The following is a 16,668-nucleotide window of genomic DNA, read 5'->3' on the forward strand; positions in this document are numbered from 1 at the left end:
TTGCTGTCAGGCCTGATCCGCGTGCACGGAACTCATGCGATCTTGCGACGAAGCACGCGAGCGATACTGCGCCATCCACGCCACAGACTGGCCGATACCGCCGAACGGAAAGACGTGCAGGCGGATATCTCCATGCGCGTCCGTCAGGCGGCTGGCGAGGCGATCAACAAAGCGATCCGGCCCTGCGTTGCCGAATAACTTGCCAATCGAGATGCCATAGTTCGATAGCACCGACGCGCAGGCGCCGACACCGCAGCTTGCCGCATAGCGTGCGAGTACGGCGACACTGGCAGGCCCAGGCACGCCCACACGCACCGGATGGGGGATGCCACGCGCGCGCAGCGCTTCCACCCATGTCACCACCATGTCCGCGTCGAACCCGAACTGCGTCACGATCAGGGGCGCCATACCGCGCTCTTGGATGCGGCGGCACTTGCGTTCCAGGACGTCCCATTGCTCTGCCGTGCGCATGATCGGATGTCCCTCCGGGTGGCCCGCTACGCCGATGGTACGAATGCCTGAGCGTTCAAACACGCCCGTCTCGATCAGCGACAAGCTGTCGGCAAACGGTCCCTTCGGAGTGGACGGATCTCCTGCGATCACGAAGCAGCGTGTGACGCCAGCCTCATCGACCAGGCGCGCGACGAATGCCTGCAGTTCCTCAGGCGCGCCGATACGACGCGCGGAAAGATGTGGCATGGGTTCGAAGCCGAGGCTGCGCACCAGTTGTGCTGCGGCCAGCCGCGCAGCGTCGTGTTGGCCTGGCAGGTAGGGAATGAACATGCTGGAGCCAGGCAGGAGCCGCGGCGCCGCTTTGGTCAGCGCACCGATGTCCTTGACGCTGACCTCCAGCGAATAAGCATCGGTGATGGCACGAGTGTGGCTGGGCATGTCGATGGAAATCACGGGTCTTGCGGTCTTTTCATGATGATGGGGTGGCATCGGCGCGGCGCGATGATCAAACGGGAAGGGAAGCTGAAATCCAGCTATGGTCGCCGCTAGCTGACGGAAGGCTTAGAGCAGCTGACAAAACGACTGTGCTCACCGCCAGGCGGCCGCGGCCGATGCTCGGAATCGGCATGTACCACGCGGACACTGCGGTTCTGAGCACGCCGTCCGCGCCCACCTGACGACTGCTCGCTACGTTTTGTTAGCCGCTCTCAGTCGTCCTGCGCGTCATTGCCATAGAACTGCACGCCGAGTTGAATGCGCTTGCGACCGCTGTCCACACGGTGGCGATTGGTATCGCGCAGGGAGTACACGCAGCCGCAGTATTCCTGCTGATAGAAGTTTTCGCGCTTGCTGATCTCGATCATGCGCGAGGCACCACCGCCCTTGCGCCAGTTGTACTCCCAGTAGATCAGGCCGGGATACTTGGCCGCTGCGCGGACACCGCAGTCGTTGATTTGCTGCATGTTTTTCCAGCGCGAGATGCCCAGCGAACTGGTGATCACCGGAAAGCCATGTTCGTGGGCATACAGCGCGGTACGTTCAAAGCGCATGTCGAAGCACATCGTGCAACGCACGCCGCGCTCAGGTTCGTTCTCCATCCCGCGCGCCCGCTCGAACCAGTTGTCCCGATCGTAGTCGGCATCGATGAAGGGCACGCCGAACTGTTCGGCAAAACGCACGTTTTCGTCCTTGCGCAACTCGTATTCCTTGCGCGGATGAATGTTGGGGTTGTAGAAAAAGATGGTGTAGTCGATGCCGGAGGCGAGCATGGCCTCCATGACCTCGCCAGAGCACGGCGCGCAGCACGAGTGCAGCAATACCTTGGTATGGCCGTCAGGCAGTGGAAGTGGCGTGCGCTCGGTAGTGGCGTTCATCAGTTGGGTCCTTGTGTGTAGGCGCTGGCACTGGCTGGCGCGCGCGCCAGTTCGATAAAGGCGCGCAGGTAATCGATCGCGATGTCCGTCGCGCGTGCGCCCAGATAGATCTGCTTGGGGATGCCGCGCGCGCCCAGCCGCACCGGCGCCACGTCCATCCGGGCGGCATATTCCTCCACCAGCCAGCGCGGCATGGCCGCCACACCGCGGCCACTGGCGACCATCTGCATCATGATATCGGTGGTTTCGATGGCCTTGTGGCGCCGCGGCGTGACGCCGGCCGGCAACAGGAACTGGCTGTAGATATCCAGACGTTCGAGATCCACCGGATAGCTGATGAGCACCTCGCGGGTCAGCTGCTGCGGCTTGACGTAGGTCGCCGATGCCAGCGCGTGGCTCTTGGCCACGACCAGCACCTGCTCGTAGTCGAACACCGGCTCGAATGTGAGCCCTGGCTTGAACAGCGGGTCGGGCGTGACCAGCAGATCGATCTCGTAGCCGAACAGCGCGCCAATGCCACCGAACTGAAATTTCTGCTTCACATCCACATCCACGTCCGGCCACGTGGCCAGGTACGGCGCCACCAACTTGAGCAGCCACTGGTAGCAGGGATGACACTCCATCCCGATGCGCAGCGCACCGCGCTCGCCCTGCGCAAACTGCCCCAGCCGCTCTTCGGCCAGATCCAGTTGCGGCAGCACCCGGCTCGCCACTGCCAGCAAATACTGGCCGGCCTGGGTCAGGCGCAGGCTGCGTCCCTCGCGCAACCAGATGTCGGTGCCCAGCTGCTGTTCCAGCTTTTTCATGCTGTGGCTCAGCGCCGACTGGGTCAGATTCAGCACGCCTGCGGCGGCGGTCAGCGAGCCTTGTTGCTCGACCTGCTGGACGATGGTGAGGTGGATACGCTCAAGCACTCAAATGATCCGAATTCATGGATTGTTGAAATAACACCATTTTACTTCATCGAATGTGGGCCCTAGCATCAGGACACATTGTTCAGGCGCTGCCGTGACGACCGGACTCGGACCCAGACATGACCGATCGATTCGGGCCTAAACGTTACCAGCGTACTGCACGACTTCCCAACTGCTCAGGTTGATCCGCATGACTGTCAAAGTGCCACACCCACTTCGCGTCGTTGCAGTCTCCGGCGGGATGCAACGCCCTTCCAAGTCTGTCGCCCTGGCAGAGCATCTGCTGGCGTTGATCGCCGAGCAGCTGCCGTGCGAACGCCATTTGGTCGAAATTGGGGCCTTGGCACCGCAGTTCGCTGGCGCGCCCTGGCGCTCACACCTGCCCGGCTCCGTGGAGCAGGCGCTTGCCCTGGTGGAGCAGGCCGACGTGCTGGTGGTGGCGACACCGGTCTACCGCGGTTCCTTCACCGGGCTGTTCAAGCATTTCTTCGATTTCATCGATCAGGATGCCTTGGTCGACACGCCCGTGCTGCTCGCCGCAACCGGTGGCAGCGACCGCCATGCCTTGATGATCGATCACCAGCTTCGGCCGCTTTTCAGTTTTTTCCAGGCACGCACCTTGCCGCTGGGCGTCTACGCGACCGACCGGGACTTCCTGGACTACCGCGTGCACAGCCAGGCGCTGGCCGAGCGGGCCAGTCTGGCAGTGCAGCGGGCATTGCCGCTGATCGAACTGACGCGGCATGCACGTTCCATCACCGCACAGAACGTGGCCGCAGCCTGAGGGCCAGCTCGCGGTGGCCAGGCCGGCAGATCCGTCGGCGAGCGGGCACCGATCCAACTGCCCGGTCTGCATGCCGCCGGCATTACCACCTGCGCAGCGACAGACGCGCATTCCCATCCTAGACACCAGGCATCAGCTCGCAATGACTCAAGACTTGAACTTCACCATCAAGAGCCTGCGCTTCGATGAGGATTACCGCCCCTCGGCCACGACGCGCAACACGACGAACTTCGCCAACCTGGCCAGGGGCCAGCGGCGTCAGGACAATTTGCGTAACACGCTAGCGATGATCAACAACCGCTTCAACGATCTGGCGCATTGGGATAACGCCAAGCGCGACCGTTATGCGCTGGAGCTGGACATCATCTCGGTCGAAATGAACATCGGTGAGCGCGCGCCGGACGATGCCTTTCCGTTGATCGAGATATTGAAGCCCACCATCGTCGATCAACACACCGGTGCGCGCATCGAGGGCATTGCCGGCAATAACTTTTCTTCCTATGTGCGCGACTACGATTTCAGCGTGCTGCTGCCAGCGCACAACCAAGACGCGTCGGGCTTCAACATCCCGGATGATTTTGGCGACCTGCACGGCAAGCTGTTCAAGCATTTCGTGCACTCGGCCGCCTACACCGCGCGCTTCCAGAAGCCGCCGGTCATCTGCATCAGCGTCTCCACCAGCCGGACCTACCACCGCACCGGAAACCGGCATCCCATCCTGGGCATCGAATACCGGCAGGACGCGTTTTCGTTGACCGATCAGTATTTCGAAAAGATGGGCCTGCAAGTGCGCTATTTCATGCCGCCCAACAGCGTTGCGCCCTTGGCGTTTTACTTCTTCGGCGACCTGCTCGGCGACTACACCAATCTGGAGCTGATCGGCACCATCGCCACGATGGAGACGTTCCAGAAGATTTACCGGCCAGAAATCTACAACGCCAATTCCGCAGCAGGGGCGATCTATCAGCCGAGCCTGAAGCATCAGGATTATTCGTCCACCCAGATCGTCTACGACCGCGAAGAGCGCAGCCAGCTCGCGGTGACGCAGGGCAAATTCACCGAAGAGCATTTCATCCGGCCCTACGGCAACCTTCTTGCGCAGTGGGCGTCCAGCCACGCTTCCTAATCAACCAGAACGCAAGACATCCCCATCATGACAAAGCTGCTCCCCACCTCCACCGCCGGTAGCCTGCCCAAGCCGTCCTGGCTTGCCCAGCCCGAAACGCTCTGGTCGCCCTGGAAATTGCAGGACACCGAATTGAGCGAAGGCAAACAGGACGCGTTGCTGCTGGCGCTGCAGGAACAGCAGCACGCCGGCATCGACATCGTGAGCGACGGCGAACAGACCCGCCAACATTTCGTCACCACCTTCATCGAGCACCTCAGCGGCGTCGATTTCGACAAGCGCGAGACGGTCAGGATTCGCGATCGTTACGACGCCAGCGTGCCGACGGTGGTTGGCGCGGTGAGCCGCCCGCGGTCCGTCTTCGTGGACGATGCCAAATTTCTGCGTCAGCAAACCCGTCAGCCGATCAAGTGGGCACTGCCGGGCCCGATGACGATGATCGACACGCTCTACGATGCGCACTACAAAAGCCGCGAAAAACTGGCATGGGAATTTGCCAAGATCCTGAATCAGGAAGCCAGGGAACTGGAAGCCGCCGGCGTGGACATCATCCAGTTCGACGAGCCCGCCTTCAATGTCTTCTTCGACGAGGTCAACGACTGGGGGGTCGCCACCCTGGAGCGCGCAGTGGAAGGACTCACCTGCGAGACCGCCGTCCACATCTGCTATGGCTACGGCATCAAGGCCAATACCGACTGGAAGCAGACCCTGGGATCGGAGTGGCGCCAGTACGAAGAGTCGTTTCCCAAGCTGCAGACGTCCTCGCTCGACATCATCTCGCTGGAATGCCACAACTCGCACGTACCGATCGATTTGATCGAACTGGTACGCGGCAAGAAGGTGATGGTCGGCGCTATCGACGTGGCAAGCACCACAATCGAAACGCCGCAGGAAGTGGCAGAGACACTGCGGAAAGCACTGCGCTTCGTCGATGCCGACAAGCTTTATCCCGCCACCAACTGCGGCATGGCACCGCTTGCCCGGCATGTCGCGCGCGGCAAGCTCCATGCGCTCAGTGCAGGTGCGCAGATCGTGCGTGGAGAGCTGTCGGCTTAGAGCAGCTGACGCAGCGTTGCGCGAAACGCTGCACGGGCGGGGCACAGGCACGGAATCGGTATGTGCCGTTTGCGCACGTTGTTCCAGCTGATCGTCAGCGGCTGTGCGCAGCCCTTGCGCGAAGTGCTATCGCGCCATCGCCATGCATGGCGCACCGCTGCAGGCCAACGCCTCCCGGCGCACCGCGCATGACACGCGCAACGACCTTAGCCAATGCGCTGCCGGCTCCGGCCTGCCTGCAACGCAGTCAGCAACGGCACCAACACCGAGGTGACGATCACCGCACTGGCCACCAGCGCAGTGGCCGCCGGCGCGGCCGGTGCGAACTGCGGCGCCATGCCGGCAATCAACGCTGGGGTAGCCACTGCGGCACCCGCGGTGCTCGAGGCGGCGACTCCGGCGGTGCCGTCGCCGCCGCCGAGCCAGCGGTCGGCCAGCAGCAAGGGCAGCCCGGTGATCACGATGACCGCCACGCCCAGCAGCACTCCGCTCGCGCCGGTGTGAACAATTGTCGACAGATCCAAGGTGTTGCCCAGCGCGAAGCCGAAGAAAGGCACCAGCGTCTGGGTCGCCTGCGCGAAGAACTGGCGCAATTGCGCATCGAGATTGCCGAGCGCAAAGCCGAGCAACAGCGGCAGCACTGCGCCGACGAACAGCTGTGGTTCGAACGTGGCCAGGCCGCTGGCGCCCAGGATCAGCATGGAGATCAGCGGGCCGGATTCCAGCGACATCAGCACCACGGCACCCGCATCTTCACTGCTGCCGTATTGCTGCATCAACGCTGCATAGAGTCCGCCGTTGGTCATGTCCATCGCCGCGACCAGCGCCAGGACCGACAGACCGGTCAACGGCCCGCTCGGGATACCGCCGATGGGGAGCAGCGGCGCGCACACGACGGCGACCAGCCAGGCCACCGCGATCTTGGTCAGCACCAGGCTGCCGGAACGGCGCAGCACGCGGCCGGATGCGCGCAGCTGGATGGTTGCCCCCATGCAGAAGAACCACACCGCCAGGATCGGGACGGTGCCGCTGATCAAGCCGTTGCTGAAAGATCCCAATGTGCTGCCGGCCTGTGGCCAGAGCGTGTGGCACAGCGCTCCGAGGAGCAGGGGGACCAACATCATCCCGCCAGGAAGTCGCTCTACCGTGGCCTTGATACGCATGCGCGATCCAGTGAGCGCGTAACGCCGCGCGGGGCGGGCAGCATTGCGCAGGCGCCAGCGCGCATGCAGATCCCGGCGCGAACGCATGCGGCCGCATGCGAAAGCGCCAGTGATGGCAGCAGCCATCACCGGCGTTTACTCACGTTGCTCAGTCATTGACCTGCAACTGCAACCGCAGCAAATCGCCTTCCACCACCGGATACGGGGCGGTGCTGACGTCGGTGCGCTTCATCTTCGAAGAGGCGAACACCAGTTCCAGCGCATCCATCGGCTGCCATTCGACGCCGGCTTCCACTTCGTCCAGACGCATGCGCGGGGCATTGGTGTCGAACGTGGAACCGCCGCGGTAGCTCTGCCATTTCACGTACGGCAACAAGGTGCCGTAGGTGACGTCGTGCTTGAACATGGCCTGCACATAGCCGCCGCTCAGCGAACGGGTGCGGATGCGGCGCTGGGCCACATCCAGTTCCGGGCCACGGCCCACCGTCCATTCAGCCTGCAGGCCGAACGGCTGCGGGTAGTAGATGATGTGCGCGGCCACGCGCTGGTCGGTGTAGCCAGTGGGGGCGGTGATGGCCGGAGTGAAACTGAGGCCGCCGATGTTCACTGCCGCCGCCGTCGGCACGAAGCGGCCGGCGTAGGCGTCTGCACCCACTTCCAGATACTGGCCGTTGGCGAACTTGAACGGGTAGGTGGCGTGCACCACCGCGTGCATGCTGTCGTTACGCTCGGCGCGGTTGGCGCCCTGGCCATTGTACACACCGGCACCGATCACGCCGTAATCGCCCGAACCCTTCGATCCCGCTTGACCAGGTCCTGGAACCGGCCCTTGGCCACGGTGGGGCTGTAAAGAACACTGCACCGATATCGCGTTCGTCGCGCAGGCCGGAGTTGAGTGCGTCGGCGCGATCCAGCGAGAGGCGGTTTTGGCTGGATTGCAGGTTTTCCCAGCCGTACGGCATTTTCGACTGGCCCACACGCACGCGGTATTCGCGCTTCTTGTTGAAGAAGATATCGGCGTAGGCATCGCGCAGCTGCGCGAAGTTGGAGGTGGTCGAACCGGTCGGCGTGCTCGCGAAATCCGGCTGGAAATACAGCGACACGTGCTCGTTGAGATCGCCGCTGAGCACCAGACGCGCACGCCGGATACCCAGGCTCTGGTCGTCGCCGATAAAGCGGTCGCCGGGTGCGCGCAGATCTTGTGCATCACCGCCGATGCCCTGCTTGTAGCGAATCTGGGTGTAGCCGCGCAGGCAGAGTTTGTCGTACCACTTCTTGGCAGTGTCGCCGGACTTGGCCGGCGCTGGCGCTGCGACCGGGGTAGCAGCAGCCGGCGTGGCCTGAGCGATGGCGGTGTCGGCGGGCGTGGCGGCGCCTGGCGCAGGCGGCAGCGGTCGTGCAGGCGCGGCCGGCATCGCCGATGCCGGCAGCTTGCCGTTTTCGTCCACCTGCACGAAGGTGCCCAGCTTGTCGCGGCCCGGCGCCGGCTCGGCGAAGATCTGCTTGGTCTTGCGGTCGACGTATAGTTCCAGCTCGGCGGCGAGCGTGCTGCCGCTGGCGCTGAGTGCGCACAGCGTAGTGGCGAGATTGCGTTTTTTCATTGGTCCGGCTCGTGCAGGGGAAACGCGTCGGCGGCTACGTCGATCCGGTGCTGTCAGAGAGCGGCTGCACGGCGTGCAAGCGCCTGCCAGGGCGCCGGTCGTCCGGACGTAGCAGCCATGGCAGCAGTTATATTTCGATTTGAAGTCAGTTCGGTGACGTCGGCGGACGTCCCTGTCGCGGCGATGGCAGTTATGCGACCAGTGTGAGGCGAGCCCAGCTGCGCGCCGCGCGGCGGAGGTGGTCCAGTCGAACTGCATGCGGGGACGCGTGGTCGTGGCATGGCGCAGATCGCGCACCGCCATTCGCGCTTTCGACATTGCGCATCGCCGATGGCTGCGCGGCATTACGCGCAGGATTCGCCAGGGTGTGTGGATGCGGCGGTGTGGGCCTGCGCCACCATCGTGTTTCGGCAAGCCCGCGCGTAGTGACAGCGCAGCTGCACGTTCACGTTGCCATATGCGGCGCCGGGAGTGCGTCGCACAGTGTCCAGGCTGCCCGAGCGTCCAGCGCTATCAGCAAACCAGTGCTTCATCGGCTCGATCACAGCGCCACGCGCAGGCCAACCGAGCTGTGCGCGTTCGTCGATTGGCTGCTATCAAGGCGCCACCGCCGATCGCCTCGCCCGATGCACTTGGCACAGCGTGCTGACGATGATCGCGACACACGCAGCCACGCCGGCCGACTGATCATCGCTGTCGGTCGCAGGCGGTGGCGCACGATCAAGTTCGCCGTGATCGCAAACGGTCACGGCAAACCTTCTCAACGACGAGCGAAGCACTGCGTGCCAAACGGCGCGCCAGCGCAGTGGTACCGGCCGCGACTCAGCCCGCTGCGAGCGCTGCAGCCACTGCATCACGCAGCGGGGTGGTGGAGCGACCACTCAGCCGGCTCAGCGTGTGGCTGTCATCGAACAGGTCGCCGCCGCGCGAGGCCGCCGAGCACTGCGCCAACACCTGTGCGAAGCCAGCCGGCAGGCCGATCTGCACCAGCGCTGCCGCGTAATCGGCTTCCGGCAGATCCTGATAGGCCACCGGCTTGCCCGACTGCTGCGCCACTTCGGCGGCGTACTCGGCCATCGTGAAAGCGGTATCGCCAGCCAGCTCGTAGACCTGGCCGGCCTGCGGGGCATCGGCGGCCAGCACTGCTGCAGCGGCCGCGGCATAGTCGGCGCGCGTGGCGGCGCTGATCCTGCCTTCGCCGGAACTGCCGATCACCGCGCCGTGGGCGACTTCGGCGGCGATCGAGCCGGTGTAGTTCTCGGTGTACCAGCCATTGCGCAGCAACGCGTGCGGCACGCCGCTGTCGCGCAGCAGCGCCTCGGTGGCCACATGCTCGGCGGCCAGCGACAGCGTACTGGTATCGGCATGCAGGATGCTCGTATACGCCAGCAGCTCCACCCCGGCGCGCTTGGCCGCCTCGATCACGTTGCGGTGTTGCGGCACGCGCTGGCCCACCGCATTGGACGACACCAGCAACACCCGGCCCACGCCAGCGAAGGCCGTGTGCAGGCTGTGCGGGATAGCGTAGTCCGCCTGACGCACCGCGATGTCGCGTTTTGCGAACTCAACCAGTGACGCGGTGTCCCGAGCCGTTGCTACGATGCGGCCCGCAGGCACATGCCCGAGCAGCGCTTCGACAACCAGCGCACCCAACTGACCGCTGGCGCCGGTGACAAGAATCAAAGGTGAAGCAGATGTCATGACGCGTTCCTTTAGGTTCTTATAAGAGATTTGATCTACTATCTAGACCTCTGTGTCCGCCAGCATGATGTCAGCGCCGCTCGGACCTCCGCAAGGAGGCAATTTTGCTCCCCCTGGTTACCGTGAGATACCCCTGTGAATGCGATTGCCCTGTTCCCGCCGCCGTCGTCCCTGGAAGGTCCCTTCGATGCCACCAAGTGCCCCGTGCGCGATGTGCTCGACCAAATCGGTGACAAGTGGACCCTGCTGATCCTGCTGACGCTGATCCCCGGCCCGTCCCGTTTCAGCGCCATCCAGCGCGCGGTACCGGACATCTCCAAGCGCATGCTCACCCAGACCCTGCGCAACCTTGAGCGCAACGGCATGATCACCCGCAAGGTCTACGCCACCAAACCGCCGAGCGTGGAATATGCGCTCTCCAAGCTGGGCATCGCGCTGCTCGGTCCGGTCTCGCAGCTACTCAACTGGGCGGGTGAACACCACGCCGACATCCGCGCCGCCCGCGAACGCTTCGATCGCGCGCAGCAGACGGTGGTCACGCTGGATCGTGATGAAGCGATGGCATAGCAGGCATCCTGCAATGTGAGTCGATGCGTTGCCGTGATCGAGCGGCGCTTGGCTGCGCATCGGCTTGACGCCTTGCAGGCAGAAACCCGATGACTGATCGCTTCAGAGCCATTGCCGCTGTGTCGCCAAGGCAGTAAAAGCCCGGCTTGGGCGTTTCGACGACCTGCCGATGAATCAACCTGCTCGCGACATCCTGCAGGCACGTCTCCCCACCCGCTCATAGCCAGCGTCCAACACGCGCGCAGAATTCCGCATAGACGCCAGGAAACCGGACACTCAACTGCCGTTCCTCCGGCCTGATCTGAAAGCGCGTCACGTAAAGCACAAACAGCGCGACTGCCAGGAGTGCCGCTGCGTGGTGCAAATACAACGTCCAGCCCAGCAGGATGAAGGCGTGACCGAGATACATTGGATTTCGGCTGTAACGATAGACGCCGCCAGTAATCAGTTGGGTTGCCAGCGCCGGCCTCAGTGGATTGACAGTCGTACCCGCGCGCTTGAACGCAAGCTTGGGAACGCCATTGAGCGCGACGCCGACACACCCCAGTACAACCGCCACAGGTGTGCGCAGTGGTAGCGAAAATGAAACCGCTGGTACCAGACGCGTGATGGCAAACGCAGCAAGGCCTAGCAACACCATCACGACTGGCGGTGGGATCTTTGTTTCAAGCCAATGCATCGTTGCGGTCGATGATATGTTTCCTCAACGCGTCTGCTCTGAGCTGCCGGATGCATCGGAGATGACGTTGGGTCAGTCTACGGATCTGATCTCGACACCGACTTGAGGTGCCGATTGCGCATGGAAATCCAGATCCACGCCACTCCGGCGCCGAGAAGATTGCCCACCAATCCACCGACCACCCATCGGTCGTCGAGGACGTGTGCCACCACCGCGCCTGCGACAAAACCGGTAAGGCCTAGGCCTGCAACGTTACGCTGCTCACTCCGCCATTGCGCCTGCCTGGCACGCTCGAGGCGCAAGGCCTCCTGCTCCGCAGGATCCCGCGTCAATATCGCCTGAGCTATCGCATCAGCTTCCGATGGTTTCATTGTCGTCACTGCGCCGATTGTTGAAGTGATTGGCGATGTTACGTTAGGGCACTTGCTTGCGCCCAAATGACGCCACCGACGAAAACTCTGCGCGAACAGCGGGCGTACATAGCCGCCACGCCAATGCTGCGTGTATGCCGCCGATTGCCAGTGCACCCACGCCGGTGAGAACCACCGCCATCTGCCGGGTGGCCTGCAAACGTGCCTGCAGTTGTGGCCACTCCGGGCTTTGCAGCGCATCGGCGGGCAACAGCGTTTGTACGCCGTCGAACAACGGCCCGATCAACGCCAGCCCGCCGAAATTAAGTAGCCCGGTCACCAACAACACCGCCACGAAGCCGATTCTTGCCCACTCGCGCCGCTGTAGCAGCGCCCAACTCAACCCGGAGAAGGCCGCTGAAAGCACCATCCCGGCGACAGAGAGCGACATCGCGTGGTCGATCAGCCACTGCCACGAGGGGGGCAGGGTGATGCCTTCTGGCAGTCCTAACGATGCTGCATCTGGCGTCAGCGCGATCATTGCGATCTGCACCAGATTGGCCAGCGCACTGACCACCCCCAGGAACAACGAGACCCACGCCAACGGGGTTACGAAGCCGCCGCGCTGCTTTGCCGATGCTGGTTGCATGGCGCTCATTGCAGCGATGCGATGTGGGCGGCCACCATCCCCCGACCAGGAGGATCCAGCGCAGGTTGCAGTTGCGCGTACCACGCAGGCACTGCGTCGGCTGGCAGGCATTCGCGCAACAGCGCTGTGCTGCGCTCAAGAAAGGCTTCGAGAAACGGCAGCCCGCGCACGTACAGGAAGTGGCTGTCGGTCATCGACATGCCGGCATACGCTTCGCGCAACCATTCCAGGTGCGGCAGCGCGTGCGCACCGTGGCCGGCACGGGTGAGTGCGGTGAGGAAGCTGGTGCGCGCGATGGCGGGCGAGGTCGATCGCTCCTGCGCGTTGAGATCATCGAACGTCAGCAACCACTGCGCACCACGATCGATCTCGTTGCACATCACCGAGGTGGTCGCCAGCTGCAGGGCGTTGTGGGCGGTGGGCTCCAGCGCGCATAGCGCCAGCCAGTACGGATAGGCTTCGCGATAGCGGTCCAAGGCGCTCAACGACAGGGCACACAGGCGCTGCGCGTCCGCACCGAGGTGTAGCTGCGCTTGCGCGGCGTTGTAGGCTTCGATGTGGTCGCTGCGCTGAAACGCCGTCAGCGCCGGCTGCAGTGCGGGGTCGATCTCGGCTGCCGCCGCCTCCGACGCGTCTACGGCAGCGGCAGGTGCTGCGGTCGGTTCTGTGCGCGGCGTGCTTGCCGCAGCGCTCTTGCGTCCAAACAACCGGTCCCACAGGCCCATCGCGTTTCCCTTCCCTGCGCCAGTGGTGAGTGGAAGCGCCGCCATGCCGGCGGCGCACCGGTCATGCGGCGGACCGATGCAGCGGTGCACGCGTGGCGATGGCGCGTTACCGATCCTGCACCAAGCTTAGAGCCACTCGCGTAGCAACAGGTGAGTGCGAAGCAACTGGATTGCGCGCTTGGTTGCTGCGCGCTCTGGCCATGATTGCGCAGGCGCAGCTAAGAGCAGCTAACAAACCGACTGCGCTCACCGCCAGGCGGGCGCGGCCGGTGCTCGGAATCGGCATGTACCACGCGTCCACTGCGGTTCTGAGCGCGCCGTCCGCGCCCACCTGACGGCTGCTCGCGACGTGTTGTTCGCCGCTCTAAGGACACGCGCAACGCCCGGGCGCTGCGCGCGTCGTCCCTTTGCATCGAAGGACCGCCACCCGCAGCTCCACCGGATTCAGGGCTTCACTTGCGCATTGAACAGCTTGAGGATGCGCTTGTACTCGTCCAGCCACGAATCGGCACGCGTAAAGCCGTGGCGTTCCAGGGGGTACAGTGCCAGCTGCCAGTTGTCCTTGTGCAGCTCCATCAGCTTCTGGGTCATGTCGACCGAGTCCTTGAAGAACACGTTGTCGTCGATCATGCCGTGGGCGATCAGCAGATGGTCGCGCAGGCCCTCGGCGTAGTTGATCGGCGAGGAGGTCTTGTAGGCCTCCGGATCCAGCTCAGGCGTGTTGAGGATGTTGGAGGTGTATTCGTGGTTGTACTGCATCCAGTCGCCGACCGGGCGCAGCGCCGCGCCGGCCTTGAAGGTGCCGGGGCTGCGGAACAGCGCCATGTAGGTCATGAAGCCGCCGTACGAACCGCCATAGATGCCGGCGCGCGCGCGGTCGCCCTGTTTGGTGGCGACCAGCCAGTCCAGCCCGTCCAGATAATCTTCCAGCTCGGTGTGGCCCATGTTGCGATAGATCGCGGTGCGCCAATCGCGGCCGTAGCCTCTGGAGGCGCGGTAGTCCAGATCCAGCACGATGTAGCCCTGCTGCACCAGCAAGTTGTGGAACATCTGCTCGCGGAAATACGGCGTGTAGCGCTCGGAGACGTTCTGCAGATAGCCGGCGCCGTGCACGAACATCACGATCGGATACTGCTTGCCCGGCTCGGGAGTGGTCGGCCCGTAATACTTGCCCCACACCGTGCCGGCACCGTGTTTGGACGGCACTTGCACGTACTGCGGCGCAATCCACGGCTGCGCCTTGAATGCGGGCGTACGCGTGTCGGTGAGCACGGTGGCCTGGCCACCGGTGGCCGGCACCACGGCCAGTTGCGTCGGCAGATAGCTACCCGAGTAACTCACCAGCAACTGCTGCCCGTTCGGCGACAGGCTGAAGCCTTCCACGCCGTTCAATGCAGTGACTTCGGTGAGCTGATCGTTGCGCAGGTCGAGCTTGCAGACTTCGTAATCGCCCGGCCATTTCTGGTTGCACAGGAAGAACATGCCGCTGCCATCGGCGCTGGGCACCGGCATCGACACTTCCCATTTGCCGCGGGTGCGCTGGCGCGGTTTGCTGTTGCCTTCCATGGTGTACAACTGCGAATAGCCGGATTCTTCCGACAGCAGCCACAGCGTGCGGTTGTCGGGCAGCCAGCCGAAATCGTTGAAGTCCCAGTTGATCCAGGCGCTATCGCTCAGGCGGTGACGCGGCTGCAGCTTCGCGTTGTCCAGGTCGACGCTGGCGATCCAGCGGTCCTTGTTGTCCACCGCGCGAATTTCCACTGCCACGTTGCGGCCGTCGTCGCTCCAGTGCACTGCCGGCCCGCTGCCGTCGCCATTGCTTTCCACACGTACCGCGCGGTTGCCCTTGAGTGCGTCGCGCTTGGCGGCCTTGCGCAATGCGGCCAACGGGTCGGTGGCAATGCCGGGCAGGGGGTCGAAAGACAGTGACTTGGCCGTGCCCGCACTGACATCCACCAGCCACAGCGCGTGCGCCACCGATGCATTGCGGCCGACGCGGGTGCGCACTTCCTGAAATTCTTCGTAGCCGGATTCGGTGACGTATTTGGGCATTTTGCCGGCCTGCCCTTCTTCGGCGTTCGTGGCCTGGGTCACCACCAGCAGATGGCGGCCGTCCGGCGACAACGCGCTATCGACGATCTCCACCTCATCGCCCAGATACACCGGCGCTGCCGCACGCGTGGCATCGGCGCGGCGCCAGGCGTCGTCCTGCGTGCGCAGCGCGTCGCGTTGCTCCTTGTCGCGGCGCAAGGTGGCCAGCGTGGCCAGTTGGTGCTCGCGCAGCACATCGGGTTTGGGGGCGGCGTCAGGGTCGCGCTCGGCCTTGACCACCGCCACCTGCGCGGTGCCCCCATCGGCGCGCCAGTGGTACCAGTTGTTGCCCGCGCGCCAGATCGCACCGCCGTCGCTGGCGAACTGCGGACGCGATTCGATCTCGTTGCTGCGGGTCAGCTGGGTCAGCGCACCGGAGCGCAGATCGCGCAGGAAAATGTCCCCGTTCCGTGCGAACAGCATGCGCTGACGGGTGGCGTCGTAGCTCGGGTTTGCCGCATCCAGGCCGGCGCGCGCGGTGTCGGCCACGCGTTCGGCCGTGCCGCCGGCAGTGCTCTGGCGATAGGTGTCGCGCACCGGGCTGCCGGCGCGCTTGAGCAGGTATTGCACCTGTTTGCCGTCCCATTGCCACCAGGCCTGGTCCACAGACGGCCCGATCCAGTCCGGGTCGGCCATCGCCTGTTCGATGGTGAGCGGGGCGGCAGACTGCGCATGCGCAGCGGCGGCCAGCAGCAGAAGGGTCAACGGCAACAATCTGGGCATCGGACACGGCGGGACGCAAAGGACAGCGCGCAAGCCTAGCAGTTCGCCTCCGCAGCGGGCTTGGGCCACAGGTCATGCGTACGTGGCGATGTGCAGTGCGGGCGACAACCAACAGCTCGCGATTAGTGGCCACGACCATACCCAGCGCTGTGCAAGGCGTGCAGTGCAGGCGAGCGCAGCGCGTGGCACCAGCGAGGTGCGATGCGACAGCGAAAAAATGAATTCTTCAACGCTACTGGGCTGGCGAAGCCACGCGTGCGCGTGCCGGGCTGGCACAAGCGCAGACGCATCCGGGGAAATTTCGCAGGACTCTGGAAAACGTAGCCGTGCAGAGACATCGCACGACAGCCATCACACCCACAGCGAGCCGGTGCATCGCAGCGGAACCTCTGAACAACGCGTGGCGTTACGAGCGAACCTGGGATTCCGCTTGATCGCGGCGGTCGCTCATGCTGCAAATCAATGACTTGCGAGTTATGGAGACTGCCCCAGCGACTGATCGTAAGCTGGCGAAACAGTTGTTCCGAGGTTTCCTGGGCGCTGCCACGCCGGTGGAGTATCTCCGACCGGCGAGCAGATGATTTGCCGTGCCGCACAACGCGCACGCCGCCTACACACATGTGCAAGCCATCGACACAAGACGCGCTCGCCGCGGTTTGCCGCAGAGGGAACTTCCCGACTTGCCAGCAGCGCGGGTGGCGGACAAGCTAGCG

At 63.9% G+C, this 16,668-nt stretch carries 13 protein-coding genes, 2 other RNA genes and 1 pseudogene; 6 read left to right on the forward strand and 10 right to left on the reverse strand.

What is annotated here, in order from left to right; all coding sequences use genetic code 11:
* Window positions 1-6: 6 nt before the first annotated feature.
* A complete protein-coding gene (locus tag WJW29_RS17815; RefSeq protein ID WP_011409675.1) occupies window positions 7-891 on the reverse strand; it encodes a methylenetetrahydrofolate reductase in 885 nt (294 codons plus the stop codon).
* Between the two features lie 188 nt (window positions 892-1,079).
* On the opposite strand from WJW29_RS17815, the gene WJW29_RS17820 reads away from it, so the two are divergent.
* Window positions 1,080-1,156, forward strand: a non-coding RNA gene (locus tag WJW29_RS17820) — sX9 sRNA.
* 4 nt (window positions 1,157-1,160) lie between these two features.
* Here WJW29_RS17820 and WJW29_RS17825 read toward each other — a convergent pair.
* Both WJW29_RS17825 and WJW29_RS17830 read right to left on the reverse strand, forming a co-directional pair.
* Complete coding sequence (locus WJW29_RS17825; protein ID WP_011260641.1) at window positions 1,161-1,826, reverse strand: epoxyqueuosine reductase QueH; 666 nt, start codon at window positions 1,824-1,826, stop codon at window positions 1,161-1,163.
* Window positions 1,826-2,740, reverse strand: a complete 915-nt coding sequence (locus WJW29_RS17830) for a LysR family transcriptional regulator (RefSeq protein ID WP_011409674.1) — start codon at window positions 2,738-2,740, stop codon at window positions 1,826-1,828. The genes WJW29_RS17825 and WJW29_RS17830 overlap by 1 nt, the downstream gene beginning before the upstream one ends.
* Window positions 2,741-2,930: 190 nt before the next feature.
* Here WJW29_RS17830 and msuE point away from each other — a divergent pair, with 190 nt between their 5' ends.
* From msuE to WJW29_RS17845, 3 genes are all read left to right on the forward strand, one after another.
* Window positions 2,931-3,524 (forward strand): FMN reductase, encoded by a 594-nt coding sequence (gene msuE, locus WJW29_RS17835; protein ID WP_011409673.1) that lies wholly within the window; start codon window positions 2,931-2,933, stop codon window positions 3,522-3,524.
* Window positions 3,525-3,666: 142 nt separating this feature from the next.
* The gene (locus WJW29_RS17840) at window positions 3,667-4,650 is read left to right on the forward strand and encodes a DUF1852 domain-containing protein (RefSeq protein ID WP_011409672.1); all 984 of its coding nucleotides are present in this window, start codon (window positions 3,667-3,669) and stop codon (window positions 4,648-4,650) included.
* A 27-nt stretch (window positions 4,651-4,677) separates the two neighbouring features.
* Window positions 4,678-5,706 (forward strand): methionine synthase, encoded by a 1,029-nt coding sequence (locus tag WJW29_RS17845; protein WP_011260637.1) that lies wholly within the window; start codon window positions 4,678-4,680, stop codon window positions 5,704-5,706.
* A gap of 206 nt (window positions 5,707-5,912) precedes the next feature.
* Here WJW29_RS17845 and kdgT read toward each other — a convergent pair whose 3' ends face one another.
* From kdgT to WJW29_RS17860, 3 genes and pseudogenes are all read right to left on the reverse strand, one after another.
* Complete coding sequence (gene kdgT, locus WJW29_RS17850) at window positions 5,913-6,869, reverse strand: 2-keto-3-deoxygluconate transporter (RefSeq protein ID WP_011260636.1); 957 nt, start codon at window positions 6,867-6,869, stop codon at window positions 5,913-5,915.
* Between the two features lie 148 nt (window positions 6,870-7,017).
* Window positions 7,018-8,470: pseudogene (locus tag WJW29_RS17855) on the reverse strand (OprO/OprP family phosphate-selective porin).
* Between the two features lie 822 nt (window positions 8,471-9,292).
* Window positions 9,293-10,171: an SDR family oxidoreductase gene (locus tag WJW29_RS17860; protein ID WP_011409669.1), complete on the reverse strand. Its 879-nt coding sequence runs from the start codon at window positions 10,169-10,171 to the stop codon at window positions 9,293-9,295.
* A gap of 135 nt (window positions 10,172-10,306) precedes the next feature.
* On the opposite strand from WJW29_RS17860, the gene WJW29_RS17865 reads away from it, so the two are divergent.
* Entirely contained in the window at window positions 10,307-10,738 is a 432-nt protein-coding gene (locus WJW29_RS17865) for a helix-turn-helix domain-containing protein (protein ID WP_011260634.1), read from the forward strand.
* 217 nt (window positions 10,739-10,955) lie between these two features.
* Here WJW29_RS17865 and WJW29_RS17870 read toward each other — a convergent pair whose 3' ends face one another.
* The 3 genes from WJW29_RS17870 to WJW29_RS17880 all read right to left on the reverse strand — a co-directional run bounded on the left by WJW29_RS17870 (window position 10,956) and on the right by WJW29_RS17880 (window position 13,186).
* Window positions 10,956-11,417 (reverse strand): isoprenylcysteine carboxylmethyltransferase family protein, encoded by a 462-nt coding sequence (locus tag WJW29_RS17870; protein ID WP_011409668.1) that lies wholly within the window; start codon window positions 11,415-11,417, stop codon window positions 10,956-10,958.
* 414 nt (window positions 11,418-11,831) lie between these two features.
* Window positions 11,832-12,425 carry a hypothetical protein gene (locus tag WJW29_RS17875; RefSeq protein ID WP_011260633.1) on the reverse strand — a complete coding sequence of 198 codons (594 nt, stop codon included), beginning with the start codon at window positions 12,423-12,425 and terminating at the stop codon, window positions 11,832-11,834.
* The gene (locus WJW29_RS17880; RefSeq protein ID WP_228329591.1) at window positions 12,422-13,186 is read right to left on the reverse strand and encodes a hypothetical protein; all 765 of its coding nucleotides are present in this window, start codon (window positions 13,184-13,186) and stop codon (window positions 12,422-12,424) included. Before WJW29_RS17880 ends, WJW29_RS17875 begins: the two co-directional genes overlap by 4 nt.
* Window positions 13,187-13,425: 239 nt before the next feature.
* Here WJW29_RS17880 and WJW29_RS17885 point away from each other — a divergent pair.
* A non-coding RNA gene (locus WJW29_RS17885) (sX9 sRNA) lies at window positions 13,426-13,502 on the forward strand.
* 83 nt (window positions 13,503-13,585) lie between these two features.
* Here WJW29_RS17885 and WJW29_RS17890 read toward each other — a convergent pair.
* Complete coding sequence (locus WJW29_RS17890; protein ID WP_012443849.1) at window positions 13,586-15,946, reverse strand: S9 family peptidase; 2,361 nt, start codon at window positions 15,944-15,946, stop codon at window positions 13,586-13,588.
* Window positions 15,947-16,668: the final 722 nt, after the last annotated feature.

This window comes from Xanthomonas sp. JL1 (genome assembly GCF_038405005.1).

Bases quoted from the DNA above. Each gene is read 5' to 3' on its own strand.
- WJW29_RS17845 (WP_011260637.1), top strand. From the start codon at position 4,678: ATGACAAAGCTGCTCCCCACCTCCACCGCCGGTAGCCTGCCCAAGCCG.
- WJW29_RS17875 (WP_011260633.1), bottom strand. From the start codon at position 12,425: ATGAGCGCCATGCAACCAGCATCGGCAAAGCAGCGCGGCGGCTTCGTA.
- WJW29_RS17825 (WP_011260641.1), bottom strand. From the start codon at position 1,826: ATGAACGCCACTACCGAGCGCACGCCACTTCCACTGCCTGACGGCCAT.
- WJW29_RS17870 (WP_011409668.1), bottom strand. From the start codon at position 11,417: ATGCATTGGCTTGAAACAAAGATCCCACCGCCAGTCGTGATGGTGTTG.
- WJW29_RS17860 (WP_011409669.1), bottom strand. From the start codon at position 10,171: ATGACATCTGCTTCACCTTTGATTCTTGTCACCGGCGCCAGCGGTCAG.
- WJW29_RS17840 (WP_011409672.1), top strand. From the start codon at position 3,667: ATGACTCAAGACTTGAACTTCACCATCAAGAGCCTGCGCTTCGATGAG.
- WJW29_RS17815 (WP_011409675.1), bottom strand. From the start codon at position 891: ATGCCCAGCCACACTCGTGCCATCACCGATGCTTATTCGCTGGAGGTC.
- kdgT (WP_011260636.1), bottom strand. From the start codon at position 6,869: ATGCGTATCAAGGCCACGGTAGAGCGACTTCCTGGCGGGATGATGTTG.
- msuE (WP_011409673.1), top strand. From the start codon at position 2,931: ATGACTGTCAAAGTGCCACACCCACTTCGCGTCGTTGCAGTCTCCGGC.
- WJW29_RS17880 (WP_228329591.1), bottom strand. From the start codon at position 13,186: ATGGCGGCGCTTCCACTCACCACTGGCGCAGGGAAGGGAAACGCGATG.